Origin of the sequence: uncultured Ruminococcus sp. (assembly GCF_937915125.1) — a bacterium.
GTDB lineage: Bacteria > Bacillota > Clostridia > Oscillospirales > Ruminococcaceae > Ruminococcus_C.
Map to the genome: position 1 here is coordinate 1 of NZ_CALDMP010000092.1, position 18,777 is coordinate 18,777.

15 protein-coding genes are annotated in these 18,777 nt (G+C 49.7%); 6 read left to right on the plus strand and 9 right to left on the minus strand.

What is annotated here, in order from left to right; translation table 11 throughout:
- Nucleotides 1–106 precede the first annotated feature (106 nt).
- The 9 genes from rsmB to Q0418_RS09280 form a co-directional block, all read right to left on the minus strand.
- On the minus strand, nt 107–1,405 hold the full coding sequence (rsmB, locus tag Q0418_RS09240) for a 16S rRNA (cytosine(967)-C(5))-methyltransferase RsmB (protein WP_298483847.1): 1,299 nt from the start codon (nt 1,403–1,405) through the stop codon (nt 107–109).
- Nucleotides 1,402–2,100 (minus strand): zinc metallopeptidase, encoded by a 699-nt coding sequence (locus Q0418_RS09245; RefSeq protein WP_298483848.1) that lies wholly within the window; start codon nt 2,098–2,100, stop codon nt 1,402–1,404. The genes rsmB and Q0418_RS09245 overlap by 4 nt, the downstream gene beginning before the upstream one ends.
- Before the next feature lie 19 nt (nt 2,101–2,119).
- Nucleotides 2,120–3,043, minus strand: coding sequence for a methionyl-tRNA formyltransferase (fmt, locus tag Q0418_RS09250; protein WP_298483849.1), 924 nt, complete (start codon nt 3,041–3,043; stop codon nt 2,120–2,122).
- Nucleotides 3,040–3,510 carry a peptide deformylase gene (gene def / locus Q0418_RS09255; protein WP_298483850.1) on the minus strand — a complete coding sequence of 157 codons (471 nt, stop codon included), beginning with the start codon at nt 3,508–3,510 and terminating at the stop codon, nt 3,040–3,042. The genes fmt and def overlap by 4 nt, the downstream gene beginning before the upstream one ends.
- An 81-nt stretch (nt 3,511–3,591) precedes the next feature.
- A complete protein-coding gene (gene priA, locus Q0418_RS09260; protein WP_298483851.1) occupies nt 3,592–6,027 on the minus strand; it encodes a primosomal protein N' in 2,436 nt (811 codons plus the stop codon).
- Nucleotides 6,028–6,048: 21 nt separating this feature from the next.
- On the minus strand, nt 6,049–6,261 hold the full coding sequence (gene rpoZ / locus Q0418_RS09265; protein WP_317336592.1) for a DNA-directed RNA polymerase subunit omega: 213 nt from the start codon (nt 6,259–6,261) through the stop codon (nt 6,049–6,051).
- On the minus strand, nt 6,258–6,860 hold the full coding sequence (gene gmk, locus Q0418_RS09270; RefSeq protein WP_298483852.1) for a guanylate kinase: 603 nt from the start codon (nt 6,858–6,860) through the stop codon (nt 6,258–6,260). The genes rpoZ and gmk overlap by 4 nt, the downstream gene beginning before the upstream one ends.
- 13 nt (nt 6,861–6,873) lie before the next feature.
- Complete coding sequence (locus Q0418_RS09275) at nt 6,874–7,785, minus strand: YicC/YloC family endoribonuclease (protein ID WP_298483853.1); 912 nt, start codon at nt 7,783–7,785, stop codon at nt 6,874–6,876.
- A gap of 166 nt (nt 7,786–7,951) precedes the next feature.
- Entirely contained in the window at nt 7,952–10,909 is a 2,958-nt protein-coding gene (locus Q0418_RS09280) for a glycoside hydrolase family 48 protein (RefSeq protein ID WP_298483854.1), read from the minus strand.
- A 586-nt stretch (nt 10,910–11,495) separates the two neighbouring features.
- Between Q0418_RS09280 and Q0418_RS09285 the strand changes: the two genes are divergently transcribed.
- From Q0418_RS09285 to Q0418_RS09310, 6 genes are all read left to right on the plus strand, one after another.
- Nucleotides 11,496–12,551, plus strand: coding sequence for an ABC transporter ATP-binding protein (locus tag Q0418_RS09285; RefSeq protein WP_298483855.1), 1,056 nt, complete (start codon nt 11,496–11,498; stop codon nt 12,549–12,551).
- A gap of 6 nt (nt 12,552–12,557) precedes the next feature.
- A complete protein-coding gene (locus Q0418_RS09290; protein WP_298483856.1) occupies nt 12,558–13,289 on the plus strand; it encodes an ABC transporter permease in 732 nt (243 codons plus the stop codon).
- A 6-nt stretch (nt 13,290–13,295) separates the two neighbouring features.
- Nucleotides 13,296–14,774, plus strand: coding sequence for a GldG family protein (locus tag Q0418_RS09295; RefSeq protein WP_298483857.1), 1,479 nt, complete (start codon nt 13,296–13,298; stop codon nt 14,772–14,774).
- 37 nt (nt 14,775–14,811) lie between these two features.
- A complete protein-coding gene (locus tag Q0418_RS09300) occupies nt 14,812–16,233 on the plus strand; it encodes a DUF4340 domain-containing protein (RefSeq protein ID WP_298483858.1) in 1,422 nt (473 codons plus the stop codon).
- Between the two features lie 237 nt (nt 16,234–16,470).
- Nucleotides 16,471–17,589, plus strand: coding sequence for a D-alanyl-D-alanine carboxypeptidase family protein (locus tag Q0418_RS09305; RefSeq protein WP_298483859.1), 1,119 nt, complete (start codon nt 16,471–16,473; stop codon nt 17,587–17,589).
- A 51-nt stretch (nt 17,590–17,640) separates the two neighbouring features.
- Nucleotides 17,641–18,639: a D-alanyl-D-alanine carboxypeptidase family protein gene (locus Q0418_RS09310; RefSeq protein WP_298483860.1), complete on the plus strand. Its 999-nt coding sequence runs from the start codon at nt 17,641–17,643 to the stop codon at nt 18,637–18,639.
- Nucleotides 18,640–18,777: the final 138 nt, after the last annotated feature.

Below are 18,777 nucleotides of genomic sequence, written 5' to 3' on the forward strand. Positions count from 1 at the left end.
AAGATGCAAGCATATGACGTGCAAAGCCGTCAGGCGCTCTTTGTGCGGTGTTGCCGCAAGCATATGGCGTGCAAAGCCGCCAGGCACCCTTTGTGCGGTGTTGCCGCTAGTTACGTTTCATCTTCGCCACAAAAAAGCCGTCACTGCCACAAAGCTCCGGCAGCAGCGTTACCATGGGCTTTTCAAAAGCTTCGCCCAACGCCGGACATACCGGCTCCGGCGCAAACTCCGGATGCTTCTGCAAAAATTGCTGCACCACCTGTTCATTTTCCACAGGCAGCACTGTACAAGTGGAATACTGCAAAATACCGCCGGGTTTTACATAGCGTGCTGCATTTTCCAGAATTTCCAATTGCAATGCCGGGAGCGATTTCAGCTCCTCGGAGTCTTTCTCCTTGACCTCCGGCTTTCGCCGCAAAACGCCCATGCCGGAACAAGGCACATCACACAGCACACGGTCTGCGCCGGCATATTCCGCCTGGAATACCGTAGCATCTCCCTGTGCTGCCGTCACATTGGTCAGCCCAAGGCGCTTCACATTCTCCTCGATCAGCTTCACCCGATGCGCCGCCAGATCAAAGGCATAGACCCTGCCTGACTGCGCCATCTGAATTGCCATGGTGCAGGTTTTTCCGCCGGGAGCTGCACAGAGATCCAACACAGTTTCTCCCGGTTGTGCTCCAATGGACAGGGCACAGATCTGGGATGCCAAATCCTGTACATAGAACCAGCCTTTCTGGAATTCCGGCAGACTACGGATATCTCCTGCATGAAGCGTATAGGCATCCGGAAGAAGAGACACCAGTGTAATCTGATCCCCCAGCGCCTGCTCCAGTTCTTCTCTGGTACACGCCAAGGAATTACGCCGGATAAACCGTGGTGCCGGCTCCAAAGCATCTGCCAGAAAAGCACGTGTCCGCTGTTCACCATAGGCGTCCAGCAACTGTTCCAGCAGCCAGTGGGGCACGGCATATTCCACCGCCATAGCGACTTTTTTGTCCTTGGGATAGGGAATCTGACAGTCATCCCGGAGAAATCCCCGGAGTACTGCATTCACAAACCCGGAAGCACTTGCTTTCCGGCATGTTTTCGTCAGCTTCACGCTTTCACTGACTGCCGCACGGGATGGAATCTGATCGCAATACAGCAGCTGATACACCCCCAGCCGCAGTATATTCCGCACCGTACCGTCCAGTTTTCGCAGCGGCTGCTTGCTGTAATGAGCAATGACAGCATCCAATGTGATGCGCCGTTCGATAACACCATAATACAGCATTGCACAAAGCCGCTTGTCCCGTTCTTCCATCTCCCACTGGGACAGCGCACTGTCCAGCAGCAGATTGGAATAGCTCTGCTCCTGTTCGGTACGATCTAATAGCTGTACTGCCAGTTTTCTTGCATTCATCTTCGTCTGTTATTCCCCTTTGCAATGGAGATCAGCCGCAGCAGCTGCAAAATACTGTTCAGCAGTGCTGCTACATATGTCAGCGCAGCGGCTGTCAGCACTTTCCGGGATTTCTTCAGCTCGTCTCCCGCCAGAATATACCTGGATTCCAGGGTCTGCATGGCACGGCTGCTGGCGTTGAATTCCACCGGCAGAGTAATGAGCTGGAAAAAGACAATTGCCGTAAACAACAGGATTCCCACCAGCTGCAGGGTCTCGCCCATATAAGAACCGCCCAGAATCAGACCAAGCACAAAGACAATATACCAGAGCTTCGAACCGATCTGTGTCACCGGAATGACGGCACTGCGGACTTTCATGGGAAAATAGCCCACCTCATGCTGTACCGCATGACCGCATTCGTGTGCCGCTACGCCGATTGCCGCAACAGAAGTGGAGTCGTGCACAGAATCCGACAGACGGATGACATTTGCCCGTGGGTCGTAGTGATCTGTCAGCTTGCCCGAAACACGTTCCACAGAAATCTGATACAGACCGTTATCATCCAGGATCTGCCGTGCCACCTGAGCTGCCGTCAGTCCGCGGCTGTTGTAATCCTTTTCATACCGTTTGAATGTGGCATTCACATTCCATGATGCCCAGAGACTGATGATCAGTCCCAGGATCACCAGTCCGTAACCTCCGTAAAGCAGCATATGACGCCTCGCTTTCTGCTCAGCCGAGCGTTTCCCCGTTTGTCAGTTTCTTTCCCCGTAAAAAATCCGCCGCAGCCATCCGGCGTTTTCCCTCCGGCTGAATTTCCGTCAGCCGCAGTCCGTTTCCGTCACCACATACCACCACGAATTCTGCCGAATCTGCAATGGTTCCCGGTGTGCCGGAAACATGTTCTACCACTCTCGAAGCATAGACTTTCAGCCGTTTGCCATCCAGCATGGTGAACCCAGTAATGCCCCGGATCAGATCGTGCAGTTCAGCAGCAGGCTTTGTGAAATCCAGCTCTGACATTTCCTTTGTAATGCGGCTGGCATAGCTGGACAGCGCATCATCCTGGGGTTCCGCCGTGAGCGTACCGTTTTCCAGTGATGCCAAGGTCTCCCGAAGCGTCTCCGCCGCCAGTTCCGCCAGTCGGTCGTGCAGCTCAGCCGCTGTTTCCTCGGGGCCGATGTCAATTTCCTTTTTCAGGAGCATATCTCCCGTATCCAGTCCCTCCGCCATCTGCATGGCGGTAATGCCGGTCTTTGTTTCGCCGTTCAGGAGCACCCACTGAATGGGTGCAGCACCCCGATATGCCGGCAAGAGGGATGCATGCATATTGATGCAGTGATACGGCGGCAGATCCAACACTGCCTTAGGCAGAATCTGTCCATAAGCCATGACTACAATGAGATCCGGCGCCAGCTGGCGCAGGGTCTCCATAGCAGCTTCCGCATCCTCCCCTTTCCGCAGAGACAAGGGCTGATAAACCGGAATATCATATTCCAGCGCCGCCGCCTTTACCGGAGTGGGGATGGTATGATGCCCACGTCCCTTGGGACGATCCGGCTGTGTAAAAACGCCAACGACCTCATGCGCACTCTCCGCCAGAAGGCGCAGACACGGCACAGCAATGTCCGGCGTTCCCATATAGACTATTCTCATGCTTCCTCCAGATCTTTCGGGTCTACAAATTCTTCTACCACGTCCACGAACAGCTGACCATCCAGGTGGGCGTATTCATGACAAGTGCACTGTGCCCCCAATGCAGTGAGCGTCATCTCGAACCACTCGCCGTTGCGGTTCTGGGCACGAAGCTTGCACTTATTAGGGCGTGTGACATATCCCCAGCGATTGGGCACAGAGAGACATCCCTCCAGCACACGCTGTTTGCCGCTGGTTTTTACGATCTCCGGATTGATTGCCTCCACCCGGACATCACCCAGATGCATAATAAACAGACGACGGCAGTAGCCCACCTGAGGTCCTGCCAGACCCACACCTTCTGCCTGATCCAATGTTTCGTGCATATCATCCAGCAGCTGGTGAAGTTTTTCGTCAAATTCCGTCACCGGACGGCATTTTGCCCGCAGAATCGGATCGCCTTCTTTTACAATTCGTCGGATCGCCATGGATCATTCCCTCCAATTTCAATGCTTTGATACGGTTGTCTCCCACTATCGTCACTATGCAATATAATTGATACATTCTTATTATACGCCGATATCGCCGTTCATGTCCGCATAAATATGCACTCTTGCACAGCTGCGGTCTGCACCGGCTTCTGCCAGTACCGCATGGATCAGTTCCCGATACGGCTTTGTATTTTTACACTTGATCACCAATTGATAGCGATATTTTCCATTGATACGCCCATAAATACACGGTACCGGCTCCAGCACCCAGATGGGATAGGAAAATCCCTGTTTCCTTATCTGGGATTTCAGAATCTCTGCCGTTTTCCGGGATGCCGCCTGTACTTCCTGTTCCCGTGCACCGGTGAAACCGATTACACAGATATCACAGATGGGCGGAAAAATCAGCTGCCGCCGCAGGGCAATTTCCTGGGCATAAAATTCCGGATATGCCTGCTGCGCCGCCAATCGGAGCACATAATGATCCGGCATACTGGTCTGCAAAATGGCACGACCGGGAGCATCGCCTCTGCCGCCTCGTCCCACCACCTGGGTTACCAGGGAAAAGGTTCGCTCATAGCTGCGGAAATCTCCGGCATAGAGTGCCTTATCCACTGAAAGAACACCAACCAGAGTGACGCGCGGAAAATCCAGTCCCTTGCCGATCATCTGCGTCCCCAGCATGATGTCATACTTTCCCTCCCGGAATTCCGTAAAGTGTTCTTCATAGGCATACCGGGATATGGTGGTATCTGCATCCATCCGCAGAATACGTGCGCCAGGTACGATCTGCTGTAATTCCTCCTCCAGCCGCTGGGTGCCGAAGCCCATCTTCCGCAGATGCTTGCTGCCGCAGGTGGGACACACCTGTACCAGATCCTGGGTATGACCGCAGTAATGGCACATCAAGCTGTCGTTGACTTTATGATACGTCATGGGAATGCTGCAATTGGGACAGTACACCGGCTTGTTGCAGGATGCACAGCTGATAATGGTATGATATCCCCGGCGGTTGAGAAGCAGCAAGGACTGATTCCCAGCCGCCAGATTGTCTTTCAGCGCTTCGGACAAGGTCAGGGAGAACATGCCGTCATTGCCGGAAGTGCGCTCCTCCTGCATATCCACTACTTCCACTGCGGGCAACGGTGCCTGGTTATAGCGCTGTTTCATTTCCAACAAGGTATACACGCCACGCTTAGCATAATAGTAGCTTTCAATAGACGGCGTTGCCGACGCCAACAACAGCGGACAACCATGAGTCTGACAGCGCTTTTTCGCCACAGAAATGGCGTGATATCTTGGAGCGCTGTCGGATTTATAAGTCCGCTCACCCTCTTCGTCCACCACAATGAGTCCCAAAGACTGCACCGGTGCAAAGACGGCGCTTCGGGTACCGATGATAATCTTTACCTCGCCGGAAGCAATTTTCCGCCAGGTTTCGCTGCGCTGTCCCAGTGAAAGTTCACTATGCACCACGGCGACGATTTCCCCGAACAGGCTGTAAAACCGTCCGACGATCTGCGGCGTCAGCGCAATTTCCGGCACCAACAGGATCACCTGCCTGCCCTGTTTTACCACCGTGTCAATGAGCCGGATAAAGACGCTGGTCTTGCCGCTGCCCGTAACGCCGTGCAGCAGAAAACAGTGCATTCCCTCATGGAGTGCTGCCACCAGCCGTTCATAGACAGACTGCTGTTCCGGGGATAAGATCAGGTCTTCCGGAGACTGGGTCTGTTCTCCTATGGCGTACGAATGCAGAGACGGTTTTGCAATGTAGGATTCCAACACCCCCAGCTGCACCAGTTTTTTCGCCACGGCAGTGGAAACGCCGCTGAGATAGCACGCCTCTTTTTCTGAAACGGATTCCACTTCCTGCATGAGCCGCACTAGTTTCTGCTGGGTTTTCGTCACCTGGGGCAGCTCGTCCCGCCCCTTTGCCATGCGCAGCATACGGGTTCCCGTCTGACCATGGGTCTTTTCCTTGACGGTTTCCACCCGGCGCAAAAACCCTTTTTCCACCAGAGAATCCACAATTTGCTTTCCCAGGTTATCTGCATCAGCAAGGATCCGGCGAAATTCCTGCTTCGTTCTGGCTTTCCGCAAAAAGAACAGCAGATGTTCCTCTTCCTCTGTCAATGGCAGCGGCGGCGGCGTTTCTGCAAGGGAAATCGTCTCTACCAGCTGCACCTGCATTCCGGCTGGCAGTATAGTTCGCACAGCATCGTAGTAGGTACAAAAGGTCATTTCCTTGAGCCAGAATACCAGATCCAGCATTTCCGGAGAGAGAATTGGTTGTTCGTCCACCACGGACAAAATAGATTTTAGCTGCTGCTCTGTCTGCGCCTGTCGGGTACAGGAAAGTACAATCCCCACACGTTTGGCATTGCCTTTTCCAAAGGGAACGATGACACGGCATCCCACAGCCACCTCCTGCCTTGCCACATAGGAAAACAAGCGGTCAAAGGAATAGGCAGCTGCACAGACTGCCACACCAACGCACCAGATCTGGGGCAAGCCCGAACAAGTCTCCATAAATTAGTGCGTGGTTTCGTCGTCTTCTATGATGCGATATTTTCCGGCAGCCAGTTCGCGGATCGCCGTTTTCACCGGCTTTTCCTCCAGAACTTTTCCCTCTTCGTAAAGTTCATCAGCCACCTCACGGGCACGCTTCGCCACACCGATGACCAGGGAATAACTGCTTTCATTTTTGGTGATCAACTGATTCACAGAAGGTCTCAACATATTCATTTTCCAAGCACCTCTTCAATTAAAGTCTGACATTTTTCTGTTTTGCACGATTCCGCACGCAGAATCGCATTCACATCAGCGATTGCCTGAGACAACTCGCCGTTTACCACAATATAATCATATTTTGCAGCACAGCCGATCTCACGGGATGCCTGTGCCACACGCTCCTGCACCACTGCCTCTTCCTCTGTGCCACGCTTCCGCAGACGGCGTTCCAGCTCGGACAGAGACGGGGGCATGATGAACAAAAAGACAGCATCCGGGCACTTTTCCCGGATCTTCATAGCACCCACCACTTCGATTTCCAGGATAACATCCTGCCCCTTTGCCAGATGATCTTCCACAGGCTGCTTCGGCGTGCCATAATAATGATTGCAATACTGGGCATATTCCAGAATGCCATCATTGGCAATGAGTTCCTCAAATGCTTCATTGGTCAGAAACTGATAGTTCACGCCATCCACTTCGCCGGGACGCATTTCTCTTGTCGTTGCTGACACGGAATAATACAAATTGGGGTTTTGGAGTACCTCATGCAAAATGGTCCCCTTTCCGCAGCCTGACGGCCCGGACACCACGAACAATGTGCCTTTTTTCATCTTCACGCTTCCTTTATTCAATATTTTGGATCTGTTCCCGGATCTTTTCGATCTCCGATTTCATATCCACAACCAGTTTTGTGATTTCAAGTGACTGTGATTTGGAGCCGGTGGTGTTCACTTCACGGTTCATTTCCTGTACCAGAAAATCCATTTTTCTGCCCACTGGCACATCACTTTCCAGCAGTGTACGAAACTGGGCAATATGACTATGCAGCCGCACCAATTCCTCATCTACGGCGATTTTTTCAGCGACAACCGCTGCCTCCGTCACAAGGCGGGATTCATCTACCGTATGATCTGCCAGCAGTTCTGTGATTTTCCGATACAGCTTGTCATAGTACAGCTGCACCGTCTCCGGTGCCAGTTTTTCCACACAAAATGTCATTTGCTCCAGTGCATCCAGATGAGAAGCAACATCGGCTTTCAGGCGTTCGCCCTCAACCATACGCATGGACAAAAATTGCTCCACCGCATCCTGTAACAGCGGTTCCACTGCTGCCCAGACAACTTCTGCATCCTCTGTTACCTGCTGCACCTGAAACGCATCCGGCAGACGCAGCAAGGTGGAAAGTGACAGATCCTGCTTTAAAAAAGCATGTTCCGAAATGCCGCCATCCAATTCTTCTGCCAGGCGTCGGTTTTCCTCCAGCAGCGCAGTGAGATAGGCAGATACTGCCGTATGGTTCACCTGAACTGTGAGAGATTTTCCGCCAACGTTCTGCATGGTGAGAGAAACCTCAACCTTTCCGCGGGCAATTCGAGATTGCAGTTGATCCTTGATCTTTTCTTCCAGATAACTGTATGCACGAGGCAGCTTCACAGAGCATTCATAAAACCGATGGTTCACCGCCCGAATTTCCACGGTGATATCATAGCCGCCGTTCTGCGCCGATGCGCGGCCATATCCCGTCATACTCTTCATGCTGTCACCCCTTTGTTTTTTTCATAATATCTTATTATACCATTATACCGCAGAAAAATCAAGGGGAAATGCGAAATTTTCATAGATACGCAAAAGTGCCGCAGTTCCTTTGAAACCGCGGCACTCGCATGAAAAAGCATGATGCTTTTCAATAATCAATATTCAATTACTGAACTTCCGGCAGAGATGTTACCAGGTGTACCAGGAACTTCAGCAGAGAAATCGCATCATCCTGTGTGATCTCACCGTTCTGATCGAAGCAGTCAGCGTTCTTGTTTGCCTGATCATTGAAGGATACAGCACCAGCAACCTTCTTATTCAGCAGAACTGCGTCAGTAATATCTACACGACCATCCAGGTTTGTATCACCCAGCAGTGTGTTAGATTCACCCTGATCTGTGCTGCCTTCTGTAGACTTTGTTGTTGTCTCAGTTGTTTCAGTTGTCTCAGTTGTTTCAGTTGTCTGAGAAGCAGTAACAGTAATGGTTGCGGTTGCAGTGTTTCCAGCAGCATCCTTTACGGTTACAGTGGTCTCACCTTCAGCAACACCAGTTACAACACCGTTCTCATCAACAGTAGCGATAGACGGATCAGCAGACTCAAATGTGCAGCCATCCTTGTTCGGCTTCAGAGCACCTGTCTCACCAACTGCAACAGTCAAATCTTCCGGTGTTACCTTCAGATCTTCAGTAACATCGCCGCCATCAACCGGCATATCCGGATACAGTTCATACATAGTACCCAGAGCCATCATGATGTCGCCAGCATGCCAGAATCTGTGGAGTGTGAAGTAGTAGTTATCGCAGTTGCCGTCCTTCTCATAATAAGACAGAGCTTCCAGATACATGGGACTGTTCTTATAGTTCGAACGGATATCTACGAATGCAACACCATTCTTAACTGTATCACCATTCGGCATGGTACCAGTGTAGCGAGATGCATCCAGAGTCTTGCCCTCACCATTCTGTGTAGAACCATCCGGCAGAGCCAGCTTTGTATTCCACAATCTCGGCAGGTTTGTATTGTGATCGTTTACACCCAGACCGATGTCATCACGATACTTGTTCCACTCTCTGTCGAGGAGTTCCTTAGCCAGATAGAGACCCTGCTTAGCCAGCTCATCAGAGCTTGTGGAAGCAGCAGCAGATCTGCCCTCATAAGAAGCCTTGGCAGCATCAATATCGCTTGTAGCAACGCCCTTTGCCTTTGCATAGTAGATCAGAGAGTTTGCCAGAGAAGATACGCAGCCCAGGTCACCGTCGCCATAGCCAACGATGGTGCAGGTCAGACCAGTGTTTTCCTGATACTTGCCGGTCCATGTCTGCGGCTGACCCTGCCAGATCAGGCTTGACGGGATGGAGAAGGAAATACCATCATCAGTTACGCCCTGAGACAGATCCGGAACAGTAAAGGTAGACTTCTGGGTGTCATACGGCTCATAGTAATCCTGGAATTCCTTGGTTGCATTTGCAGTACCCAGGATGGTGTTGTCCATGAACCAGCCAACCCACTTGTCCAGGATGGTTTCCAGAGCCTGAGACAGAGTCATGCCAGTCTGTGCGATCTGCGGATCATCACCGTTTTCAACCTTAACAATGTAGTACAGTTCTGCCAGACGCTGAACAGCCCATACCTGGTTACCGATCCAGTGGTTGGAACCCGGGTCAGCATATACCGGGTGTTCAATATAGCCCATCTTGTAGAAGGTAGAAACGTCAGACGGAATCTGCTCATAACGACCCTTCCAGGAGTTGGTGCATCCGCCGGCGATGGGACCGTCATTAGACAGCAGCCACAGATACAGTTCGATCTGTCTCTCCAGAGAAGTGGTATAGTCATCAGTTGCGCCCTGAGACTTCATGCCAGCATTCAGCTGATCATCATTCACCAGAGCGTATGCAGCCAGCGGGTTCTGATAGAATTCGTGCATATGAGATGCACCGATCTGCCATGCCCAGCTGCCATCGATTGCGCCGCCCCAGGAAGTATACCAGTTCATCAGGTAGTGCTTGCCGTTATCAGAGCCGCCGCCGTTCCACTTGCCCTTGCCTTCAAGAGATGTGCCGATTTCCTTGTAGTACTTATCGTACATATTGTTACGGCATTCGTCACCCATCTTACCAGCCAAATCAGAAATTTTCTGAGATCCGCCCCACTTGGAGTCAACAGACTGATCGCCGACGCCCCATCTGTTTGCAGCGTAAACAGCCTGGATTGCACGGTCTTCTGCGTCCGGTGCGTTGGTATAAGACCACTGCTCAGCCGGACTTGCTTCTGTGTTGAAGAATCCCTTCATACCGCCGTTTCCATTAATACCATATTTTCCATGTAAATCTACGCAGGCATGGGGAATCGTTTCCCAGCAGGATTCCTGCTCGCCGCGCTGGAAGGTATTGATCAGTGTAAAGGAACCGCCAACGCCTGTCTGCTTGCCTGTAGAACCGTTTGCACTGCCGAAGCCGTACCAGTCATCTACGTCAGCCAGCCAGTGCATCAGGTACAGCCCCTTATCAGAGCCGTAAGATGCACAGAAATATTCATGAATCGGGTTCTTTGCGGTGTTGCCCTGTGCCATGTCTGTCGGGTACATTTCGATCTGTTCCCACTCATCGCTGTAGGTTGCGCTCAGACCGCTGCCCTTAGACATAAAGCTCTCCTGAACGTCCGGGATCATGGTAGCTTCCATGGTCTTCCATGCCTTTGCCAGATTGCCGACTTCTTCAGTGGAAGCATCCTTTACATTCTTTACAGTAACGTTACCATGCTTTGCATCATTTACGATGTTATCACGCATTGCAGCAGTCCATACCAGATAGGACAATGCTTCTGATGTGGTTTCGTGACCGTAGTCCGGAGCCTCGATACAGAGTTCTTCTACGGAGTGATACGGAACGCCCAGACCACCGCTGACAGTGGAAGTGCTGGACATATAGCCGTTCTGCACACCGTTGGTGATAACGTCGTCATACAGCGACATGAAGCGTGCTGCATAAGAGTCATCGCCATAGGCCTCGTCCTTTGTTCTGGTGCCTGCAGCCGAAGCAGCTGTCGGCAGAACTGCTGTGCATGTCATTGCAGCAGCCAGGATTGCAGCCAGAAATGTTTTGCTTTTCTTGAATTGCATTTTAAGAAATTCCCCTCTCTGAAAGATTGAATAGAATGTAGGAATGGTTGTGCTGCTGTTCCGCACATCCTTTCTGTACGGCAGGACCCGGTGCAGAACGTGCATATCATGCAGCAGCTTAAGCTTGCTGTATCCCCCCGCACTCCGCTTTCACAAAATGCACACAAGGATACCTACTTTCATATCAAGAATTATACACCGCTTTGCAATTCCTGTCAACCCTTTGCACAAATTCAGGATAGGAATTTTTATATTTTTGTAGCATTGTACAGATTCCTGTAATCCATTTTGTGCATTTTGACCCGCTTTTTTCTGGAATTGCGCATAGATTCCAGTTGATTTTCATTTTTCGTCCAACATCCCTTCTTTCTTCACCTGCCTATCACAAATGCATGGCATACTGATATCCGGTGATTTTGCGATACTATCCATCTTTTCTGACGGATTCAAATCTGCTTTTATCCATTTTTTCTACATTTCATGATATGGTTACTTTTTATATATGACAGAGACATAATATTTTGAGATAATAAAAAGGTAGCTGCTTGAAACCGGAAACAGCGGTTTCAGCGGAAAGGAGTGTCATATGGTTGAAATTCAAAATCTGACCAAATATTATGGAAATAAGGCAGCGCTCAAAGGCGTCAGCTTTACCATAAAAGAAAATGAAGTGCTGGGCTTTCTGGGACCCAACGGTGCCGGAAAATCCACTACATTAAATATCATGGCTGGCGTCATTCCGTCCACTGGCGGAACTGTACGCATCCAGGGCTATGATATTGCCCAGCAACCGGTAAAGGCAAAGCGATGCATCGGCTTTTTGCCGGAGATCCCGCCAGTCTATCCGGATATGAAAGTGAAAGAGTATCTGTATTTTGTGGCTGGACTAAAAGGTATCCCGGCGGCAAAGCGAAAAGGTGAAGTAGAACGCGTCATGGAACGGCTGAAGATCACCGATGTCCAGAAACGGCTCATCCGCAACCTGTCCAAGGGTTATAAGCAGCGTGTGGGATTTGCCCAGGCATTACTGGGAGATCCGCCTGTGCTGATCCTGGACGAGCCCACAGTTGGTCTCGACCCCACACAGCTCATGGAAGTGCGCAATCTGATCCTGGACCTCAAGCACAATCATGCCATCATCCTCAGTTCGCACATTCTGGGAGAGATCAGCGCTGTCTGCGACCGGATCGTTGTCATCAATCATGGAGAGATCAAAGCAGACGACACCATTGAAAATCTGGAGGAGAATCAACAGACAAACACGGTGCTTCGTCTGAAAATCCAGGGCAGTTCCCGTGAAGTGCCGAAAATTGCACGCAGCGTAGACGGCGTCATGCGTGTGGACAACATCCAGTTCGTCAAGACCGGCGTTTATACTTATGATGTGGAGATCGAAAATGATTCCGTGCGCAATGCCCTTCTGTCCGCACTGCTCCAGCATGGACTGGAAGTGCTGGAAGTCTCCGCCGAAAAGAAAAATCTGGAACAGGTATTTGTCAAGTTGGTCAACCAGCCCACAAAGCGTGCCAGCCTCCAGGATCTTCTCAACGAGATGGATGCCGAAGCTGAAGCAGAAAATACCGCTGCCGGGTCTGAGCCTGACGCAGAAGAACAATCAGACACCGCAGAAGAGGAGGAATAACGACGCATGTTTGCACTATATAAAAAGGAGTTACAGAGCTACTTCCTGTCTCCCATCGCTTATTTTGTCATTGCCTTCTTTATGGCAACCTTTTCCCTGACCTTCATCATGGATATCGGAAATGTTTCCTCATCTACTTATGAGTTCTCATTTTCCAGCATCTATTATGTGAACATCTACTATTTCATCTTCCTGCTGCCGCTTCTGACCATGCGTGCATTTTCGGAAGAGCGAAAGAACGGCACGGAGACTCTCCTGCTTTCCAGTCCCCTGAACGTGACGCAGATCGTCCTTGCAAAATTTCTTGCAACGGCAACCGTCCTGCTTATTATGCTCGCTGCATCCCTGTTTTATCCCATTCTGACCTCCATTTATGGACGTGTTGTCTGGTCCAGCCTGATCTGTACTTATATTGGCTTCTTCCTGTTCGGTCTGGTCTGCATTGCACTGGGCATTTTCATTTCCTCTCTGACAGAAATGCCCCTGCTTTCCATTCTCATGAGTGAGCTCGCCATGCTGCTCCTGCTGCTGATGGACAACATGAGTCAAAACGCATTTCTCTCCAGCATTCCGGTTTTGTCCGACGTGGTGAGCTGGTTCTCCAATCAGACAAAATTTTACGTATTTTCGCAGGGCTTGCTGCAATTCTCCGATTTGCTGGGCTATATTACGGAAATTCTCGTGTTCCTGATCTGGACGATTATTTCCATCGAAAAAAGACGCTGGAGCCGGAGGTAAGTTAGCATGAGTCAAGATACAAAAAAAGAACAGAAATTCCGTAACTGGAAAAATACCAAATTTGCAAGCATGGCATGGATCCTGGCGATCCTGGTTCTTGCAATTGCAATTATACTGAACATGATCGTGGCACGGCTGGACTTCAGTTGGGATATTTCCCCGAACAAGCAGTATTCCCTGAGTTCCACCACGGAATCCTATCTGGATCAGTTGGATCAAGACAACGTTTCTGTGGATTTCTATGTGCTGGTAGAAGAAGAAGAACTGGAAAACAGTCTGGATTCTCTCACTCTTTACCGGGCGCTGCAGGCATACGATGCCCACAAAAGTATCAATCTGATCTGGGTAAATCCGGATACGGATACCAAAACCATGGAAAAGATCAACAGCGACAATGCATTCACCCTTTCCACTGGTGATATGGTGTTTGTGTGCAATGATACCAAGCGGCGTGTCCCCGGCAGTTCCATGTATGTCACTTATACCGATGATGAAGGCAACACCACCGGTGAGGACTTTACCGGTGAAAATCTGATCACCGGTACAATCAAAGGTGTAGTGGACGATTTCACACCCACAATTTACTTCCTGAGCGGTCATGGGGAAAAATCTCTGAAGCAGTATACGAAATTCACCACTAATCTGACAAACTATAATTACGCTGCCAAGGAACTGAACCTTTCTGAAACAGACAGCGTTCCGGATGATGCTGCACTGGTACTAGTGGCAGCACCTACCGCAGATATCACAGATCAGGAAGTGGAAAAGCTGGACGCCTATCTAAACGAAGGCGGCAATATCAGTCTGCTCATGTCCCCTAACGGCGGTTCCTTTGCGTACACCAATCTGGAACAGATCATGGAAGACTACGGCTTCTATATGGACTATGACCGTGTGTATGAAACCAATTCCAGCTATCACATTTCCGGTGACAACACTACAATTCAGTGCGAACTGAACGAACTGGAGGACGACAGCGATGCAGCAGATCTGACCTCGGCTCTGCTCAACGAGGGATTGTATACCTTCATGCCGGAATCCCGCAGTTTCCGCTACTTTGATGAAAACGGCAGATATACCATTGCCCCCCTGATCACAACCTATGAAAGCGCTGTGGGCGAACCGTATGGCGGCGTCAGCGATGACCCGGAGGAAATGGACGGCAATCTGATGCTGGCGGCATACTCGCAGAACAACGCCCGGAACGAATCCAAAATGGTGGTATTCGGCAACGCGGAATTTATTGACGATGAACATGTCAGCAATGAAACGGTGATCATTCCGGTATACTTGTTCCTGAGTACCATCAGCTGGATGTATGATAGCGATGTGGATATGCAGATCGCCGAAAAGACAACCAGTTATGACTATATCGCACTTCAGACAGAGACTTTTGCAAAGGGACTCATGGTGGTTCTGACCATTATCCCGGTAGTGATCATGGCAGTTGGCGTGGGCGTATGGATCAAGCGCCGCAATTCCTGATACAATGCGCTGAACTTTTTATGAGGAGGCAGATCATATGAAAAGACAACTGATCATCGGAATGATCCTGCTGCTTCTGGTTCTCATTGCCTTCGGCACCTACTTCTTTGTGGATCAGTATCAGACCAAAAAAGAGGAAAAAGAAGCGGAAGAGGCAGCAGCGTTACAGCTGGGCTCATTCAATTCCAGTGATGTAACCAAGCTGGATCTGCATACGCCGGATCTGGATTATACCATAGAAGCCGATGAAAACGGCGAATGGGTTGTTGCCAGCGGTCCCGAACTGCGGATCAACACTTATTATATTACTGCACTCTGCACCTACGGCAGCATGCTGACTGCATCTGAGGATCTGGGAGCGGCAGATGACGCCACACTGGACAGCTATGGACTGACAGATCCGATCTCAATCACTTACTATACTGAAAATAAGACGAAAACCATTTATGTCGGCGCTCAGACGCCCACAAAGGAAAATTTCTACATCATGCAGGACGGCGATGACCATGTATATCTGGTGGATTCCAACACTGCCGGTTACCTTTACGTGACCGAAACGCAGCTGCGGTATCGCTATGTCATGGACGACAAAACATCGGATATTACCCATCTTCTCCTGAAACATAACAAAGAAACCATATATGATCTGGAAAAAGAGGGCACCGACTGGACACTGACAGCTCCCTTTGAGACCTCCCTGGAAATCAATGCGGCAAACCTCTCCAGTTTGTTTACCACGCTGGTTCAGCTGGAAATTGATGATTTTGGAGAAAGCGGCATTACAGAAGCAGATTACAAAAAATACGGTTTCGACAATCCGGCATACACATTCCAGTTTACACAGGAAACCGGCGAAACTACCACGCTTCTGTTTGAGGAATACGATCCTCTGGTCACAAGCTATATCGAATGTCTCCATGTGGAAACAGGCGAAATCCTGATCTTCGATTCCTCCTATGTTTCTTTCCTTCAGAGTGAAACAACAGACTATTTGCTGGATACGCTGTTCAAACCGGGAATTGACCAGGTCAAATCCCTCAAGCTCCACTATGAAGGTTCTTATAATGACAAGTCCATGCAGATTGATGACACATATGAAATTGATTCTGAGGCTGGCACCTATGTCTGCAACGGCAAAACCATCACTGCTGATGATGCCGCCGCAGCACAGGCATTTGAGGATTTCTTCTCATCCCTGACAAATCTCTCTTATGAATCCATCGAGGCGAATGCCTCTGAACCAGCGCAAAAGGATGCTGCGTTCCGGGTAGAATACACCCTCCAGGACGGCAGTACCCATGTGGTGGAGCTCGTCCCTAGGGATGACACCACCTATTGGGCATATCTGGACGGTGATTTCAGCCGTGCACTTGTGCGTCAGCGTGCTCTGAGCGGTGAAAAGAAAATACTCGAAAAATATACAGATCTGGCGGAAACACTGGATTCCGCAGACGCATAAACGAAGCGGAGATGCCGTCTTTTCGGTAATCTCCGCTTTTTCATTCTGTCCGCTTTTCTCACAAGGCAACACCATACAATCTTTGTACGGTATTGCCATAAAAATTGATTTCCAGTAAATCCATTGACAAAACGAGAAAAACATATTATAATTGTATAGGGTTGTCTGTAAATTTAAATATGCTCTTTTTTCTTATCAGCCCCGAAATTTAAGATATTTCTCAATACGAGGTGCAGCATGGAAATTCGCAAACAAAGAAAACGGCATAATTCAAGGCTCTGGATCAATACCACCGTTGGTGTTTTATGCGGTGTGATCGTCATCGTCTTTCTCATTGTTCTGCTGACACAGACCGGGAAACCGAAAGTGCGGCAAGCACCTGCTGCAAATGCACAGGCTGCTACAGAGATCACGGAACCACCGACAGAAGCACCTACCGAGCCGCCGGCACTATTGGTATATCCGGAAACTGCCGCTGATCTCACAGAATTGACAGCGAAAAATATCTCCAGTGAATATGCTGTTCTTCTGGATGTTACTGACAACAAAATACTGGCGCAGCGTGACCCCGATACCCGGATCTATCCTGCATCTATGACAAAAATCATGACACTTCTGGTTGCGGCGGAGCATGTTGAAAATATGGATGATACCTTTACCATGACATATGACATTATCGCACCGCTCATTGCCGCAGACGCCTCACGTGCAGGCTTTGAAGAGGGAGAAACTGTCACCATTACTGATCTACTCTATGGCGTTGCACTGCCGTCTGGAGCCGATGCAACAACTGCAATTGCGATTTATCTCTGCGGCTCGGAAGAAGCCTTCGTGACATGGATGAACGACAAGGCAGAGGAACTGGGACTGGAAAACACCCATTTTACAAACGCCAGCGGTCTCCATGATATCAACCACTACAGCACATCCACAGACATTGCTTTGCTTATGTCCTATGTTATGGAAAATGATATCTGCCGGGAAATTCTGAGCACCTATCAGTATACCACGTCCGTCACAGAACAGCACCCCGAGGGAATCCCTCTGGAAAGCACCATGTTCAGCCGGATGTATGGCACCGAGGTTACTGGCATCACCATCGAAGCCGGCAAAACCGGATATACCGATGAAGCTGGTCACTGTCTGGTCAGCTATGCCACAGATGCAGAGGGAAAAAGTTATGTTGCCGTAACTGCAAAAGGTCCCACATACTGGCGTGCCGTTTTTGATACATTTGCTATCTATGGACTTATTCACGATGGTTATCCCATGCCAACAGACCTGGAAGGAGAAGAAACCGATGAAAACGGTAATATGATTCCTTCCGAGGATACAACGACAGAAACAATATATTAAAGTACATTTAAACTATGATACTTCTTTGCAGGAAAGGAGGCTGGTTCCACTATGAGCAAACGAAAACAGCGGCATCTCAGTTCCGCTGGCTTTATCCTTGCATTGATTCTGCTGATTGCTGGCATATATGGCGCAGACACAGTATATCGCCTGTTTTTCCAGACAAAAACAGAAAATATTATCGGAACCGGCGGATTTTCTCTGACAGGTTCCGGTGCAGAGGACGCACCGTCAGATTCTCCCGGCGAAACAGAAAATACGGAAGAAACGATACCAGATGCAACAATACTGCAACTCTCGGCAGCAGATCAGGCAAATGGTTCTTTGATCCTGGTAGACCAGGCACACCCCTATACCGGCAGTCAGAACTGGATCGACTTTTCCGCTATTTCCAACGAAAATGTAAAGCCCAGAGATGCATCTCTCCCCATACAAGCAGAGATCCAGGAATCCCTTTGCAGTCTCTTTGACGGCTATGCTGCCTCCAACGGCTACACCAATCTGCAGATTTACAGCACCCTGGATTCCACCCTGGACGCCTCTTCCATCTACACCAACGTTCTTCCCGACCGCAGCTGTGGTTATAGCTTTGACATTGGTCTGATCACCAGCACCGGCGAGGTTGTGCCCTATATCAAAAAACGAAACGAATGGATGGTCACAAATGCCTGGGAATACGGTTTTGTTCTGCGCTATCCGGAGGATAAAACAGAAATCACCGGAATCACCTATGCACCTCACCATTTTCGCTATGTAGGGAAGCTGCATGCAGCAATTATGCATGCAAACAACTTCTGCCTGGAGGAATATCTGAACTATCTGCAAAGTTATACTATGGAATCCGGCGGTCTTTCCTATACAGACGGTATTCAGTCCTATATCATCTATTATGTCCCCGCTGATCCCAGCGGCACCACGACTGTGCAGCTGCCTAAGGATATTGCCTACAGTGTCTCCGGTGACAACCGCGGCGGGTTCATTATCACTACATCCAGCAGCGATATAACCACAATGCCGGAGGATTCGTCCAATACTGCAAATACAGAATAAAGGTTACTGCAATTCATATAAAAAACCTCTGCGCCTTCTCCATGAGGCAGCAGAGGTTTTTTTCAGAGATTCATCTAGGGAATCACTGATTAAATCACGCCTTACGGCTTGGCACGCATCTTGCTTGCATATTTTCCG

Bases quoted from the DNA above. Each gene is read 5' to 3' on its own strand.
- rsmB (WP_298483847.1), bottom strand. From the start codon at position 1,405: ATGAATGCAAGAAAACTGGCAGTACAGCTATTAGATCGTACCGAACAG.
- Q0418_RS09245 (WP_298483848.1), bottom strand. From the start codon at position 2,100: ATGCTGCTTTACGGAGGTTACGGACTGGTGATCCTGGGACTGATCATC.
- fmt (WP_298483849.1), bottom strand. From the start codon at position 3,043: ATGAGAATAGTCTATATGGGAACGCCGGACATTGCTGTGCCGTGTCTG.
- def (WP_298483850.1), bottom strand. From the start codon at position 3,510: ATGGCGATCCGACGAATTGTAAAAGAAGGCGATCCGATTCTGCGGGCA.
- rpoZ (WP_317336592.1), bottom strand. From the start codon at position 6,261: ATGAATATGTTGAGACCTTCTGTGAATCAGTTGATCACCAAAAATGAA.
- gmk (WP_298483852.1), bottom strand. From the start codon at position 6,860: ATGAAAAAAGGCACATTGTTCGTGGTGTCCGGGCCGTCAGGCTGCGGA.
- Q0418_RS09275 (WP_298483853.1), bottom strand. From the start codon at position 7,785: ATGAAGAGTATGACGGGATATGGCCGCGCATCGGCGCAGAACGGCGGC.
- Q0418_RS09280 (WP_298483854.1), bottom strand. From the start codon at position 10,909: ATGCAATTCAAGAAAAGCAAAACATTTCTGGCTGCAATCCTGGCTGCT.
- Q0418_RS09285 (WP_298483855.1), top strand. From the start codon at position 11,496: ATGGTTGAAATTCAAAATCTGACCAAATATTATGGAAATAAGGCAGCG.
- Q0418_RS09290 (WP_298483856.1), top strand. From the start codon at position 12,558: ATGTTTGCACTATATAAAAAGGAGTTACAGAGCTACTTCCTGTCTCCC.
- Q0418_RS09295 (WP_298483857.1), top strand. From the start codon at position 13,296: ATGAGTCAAGATACAAAAAAAGAACAGAAATTCCGTAACTGGAAAAAT.
- Q0418_RS09300 (WP_298483858.1), top strand. From the start codon at position 14,812: ATGAAAAGACAACTGATCATCGGAATGATCCTGCTGCTTCTGGTTCTC.
- Q0418_RS09305 (WP_298483859.1), top strand. From the start codon at position 16,471: ATGGAAATTCGCAAACAAAGAAAACGGCATAATTCAAGGCTCTGGATC.
- Q0418_RS09310 (WP_298483860.1), top strand. From the start codon at position 17,641: ATGAGCAAACGAAAACAGCGGCATCTCAGTTCCGCTGGCTTTATCCTT.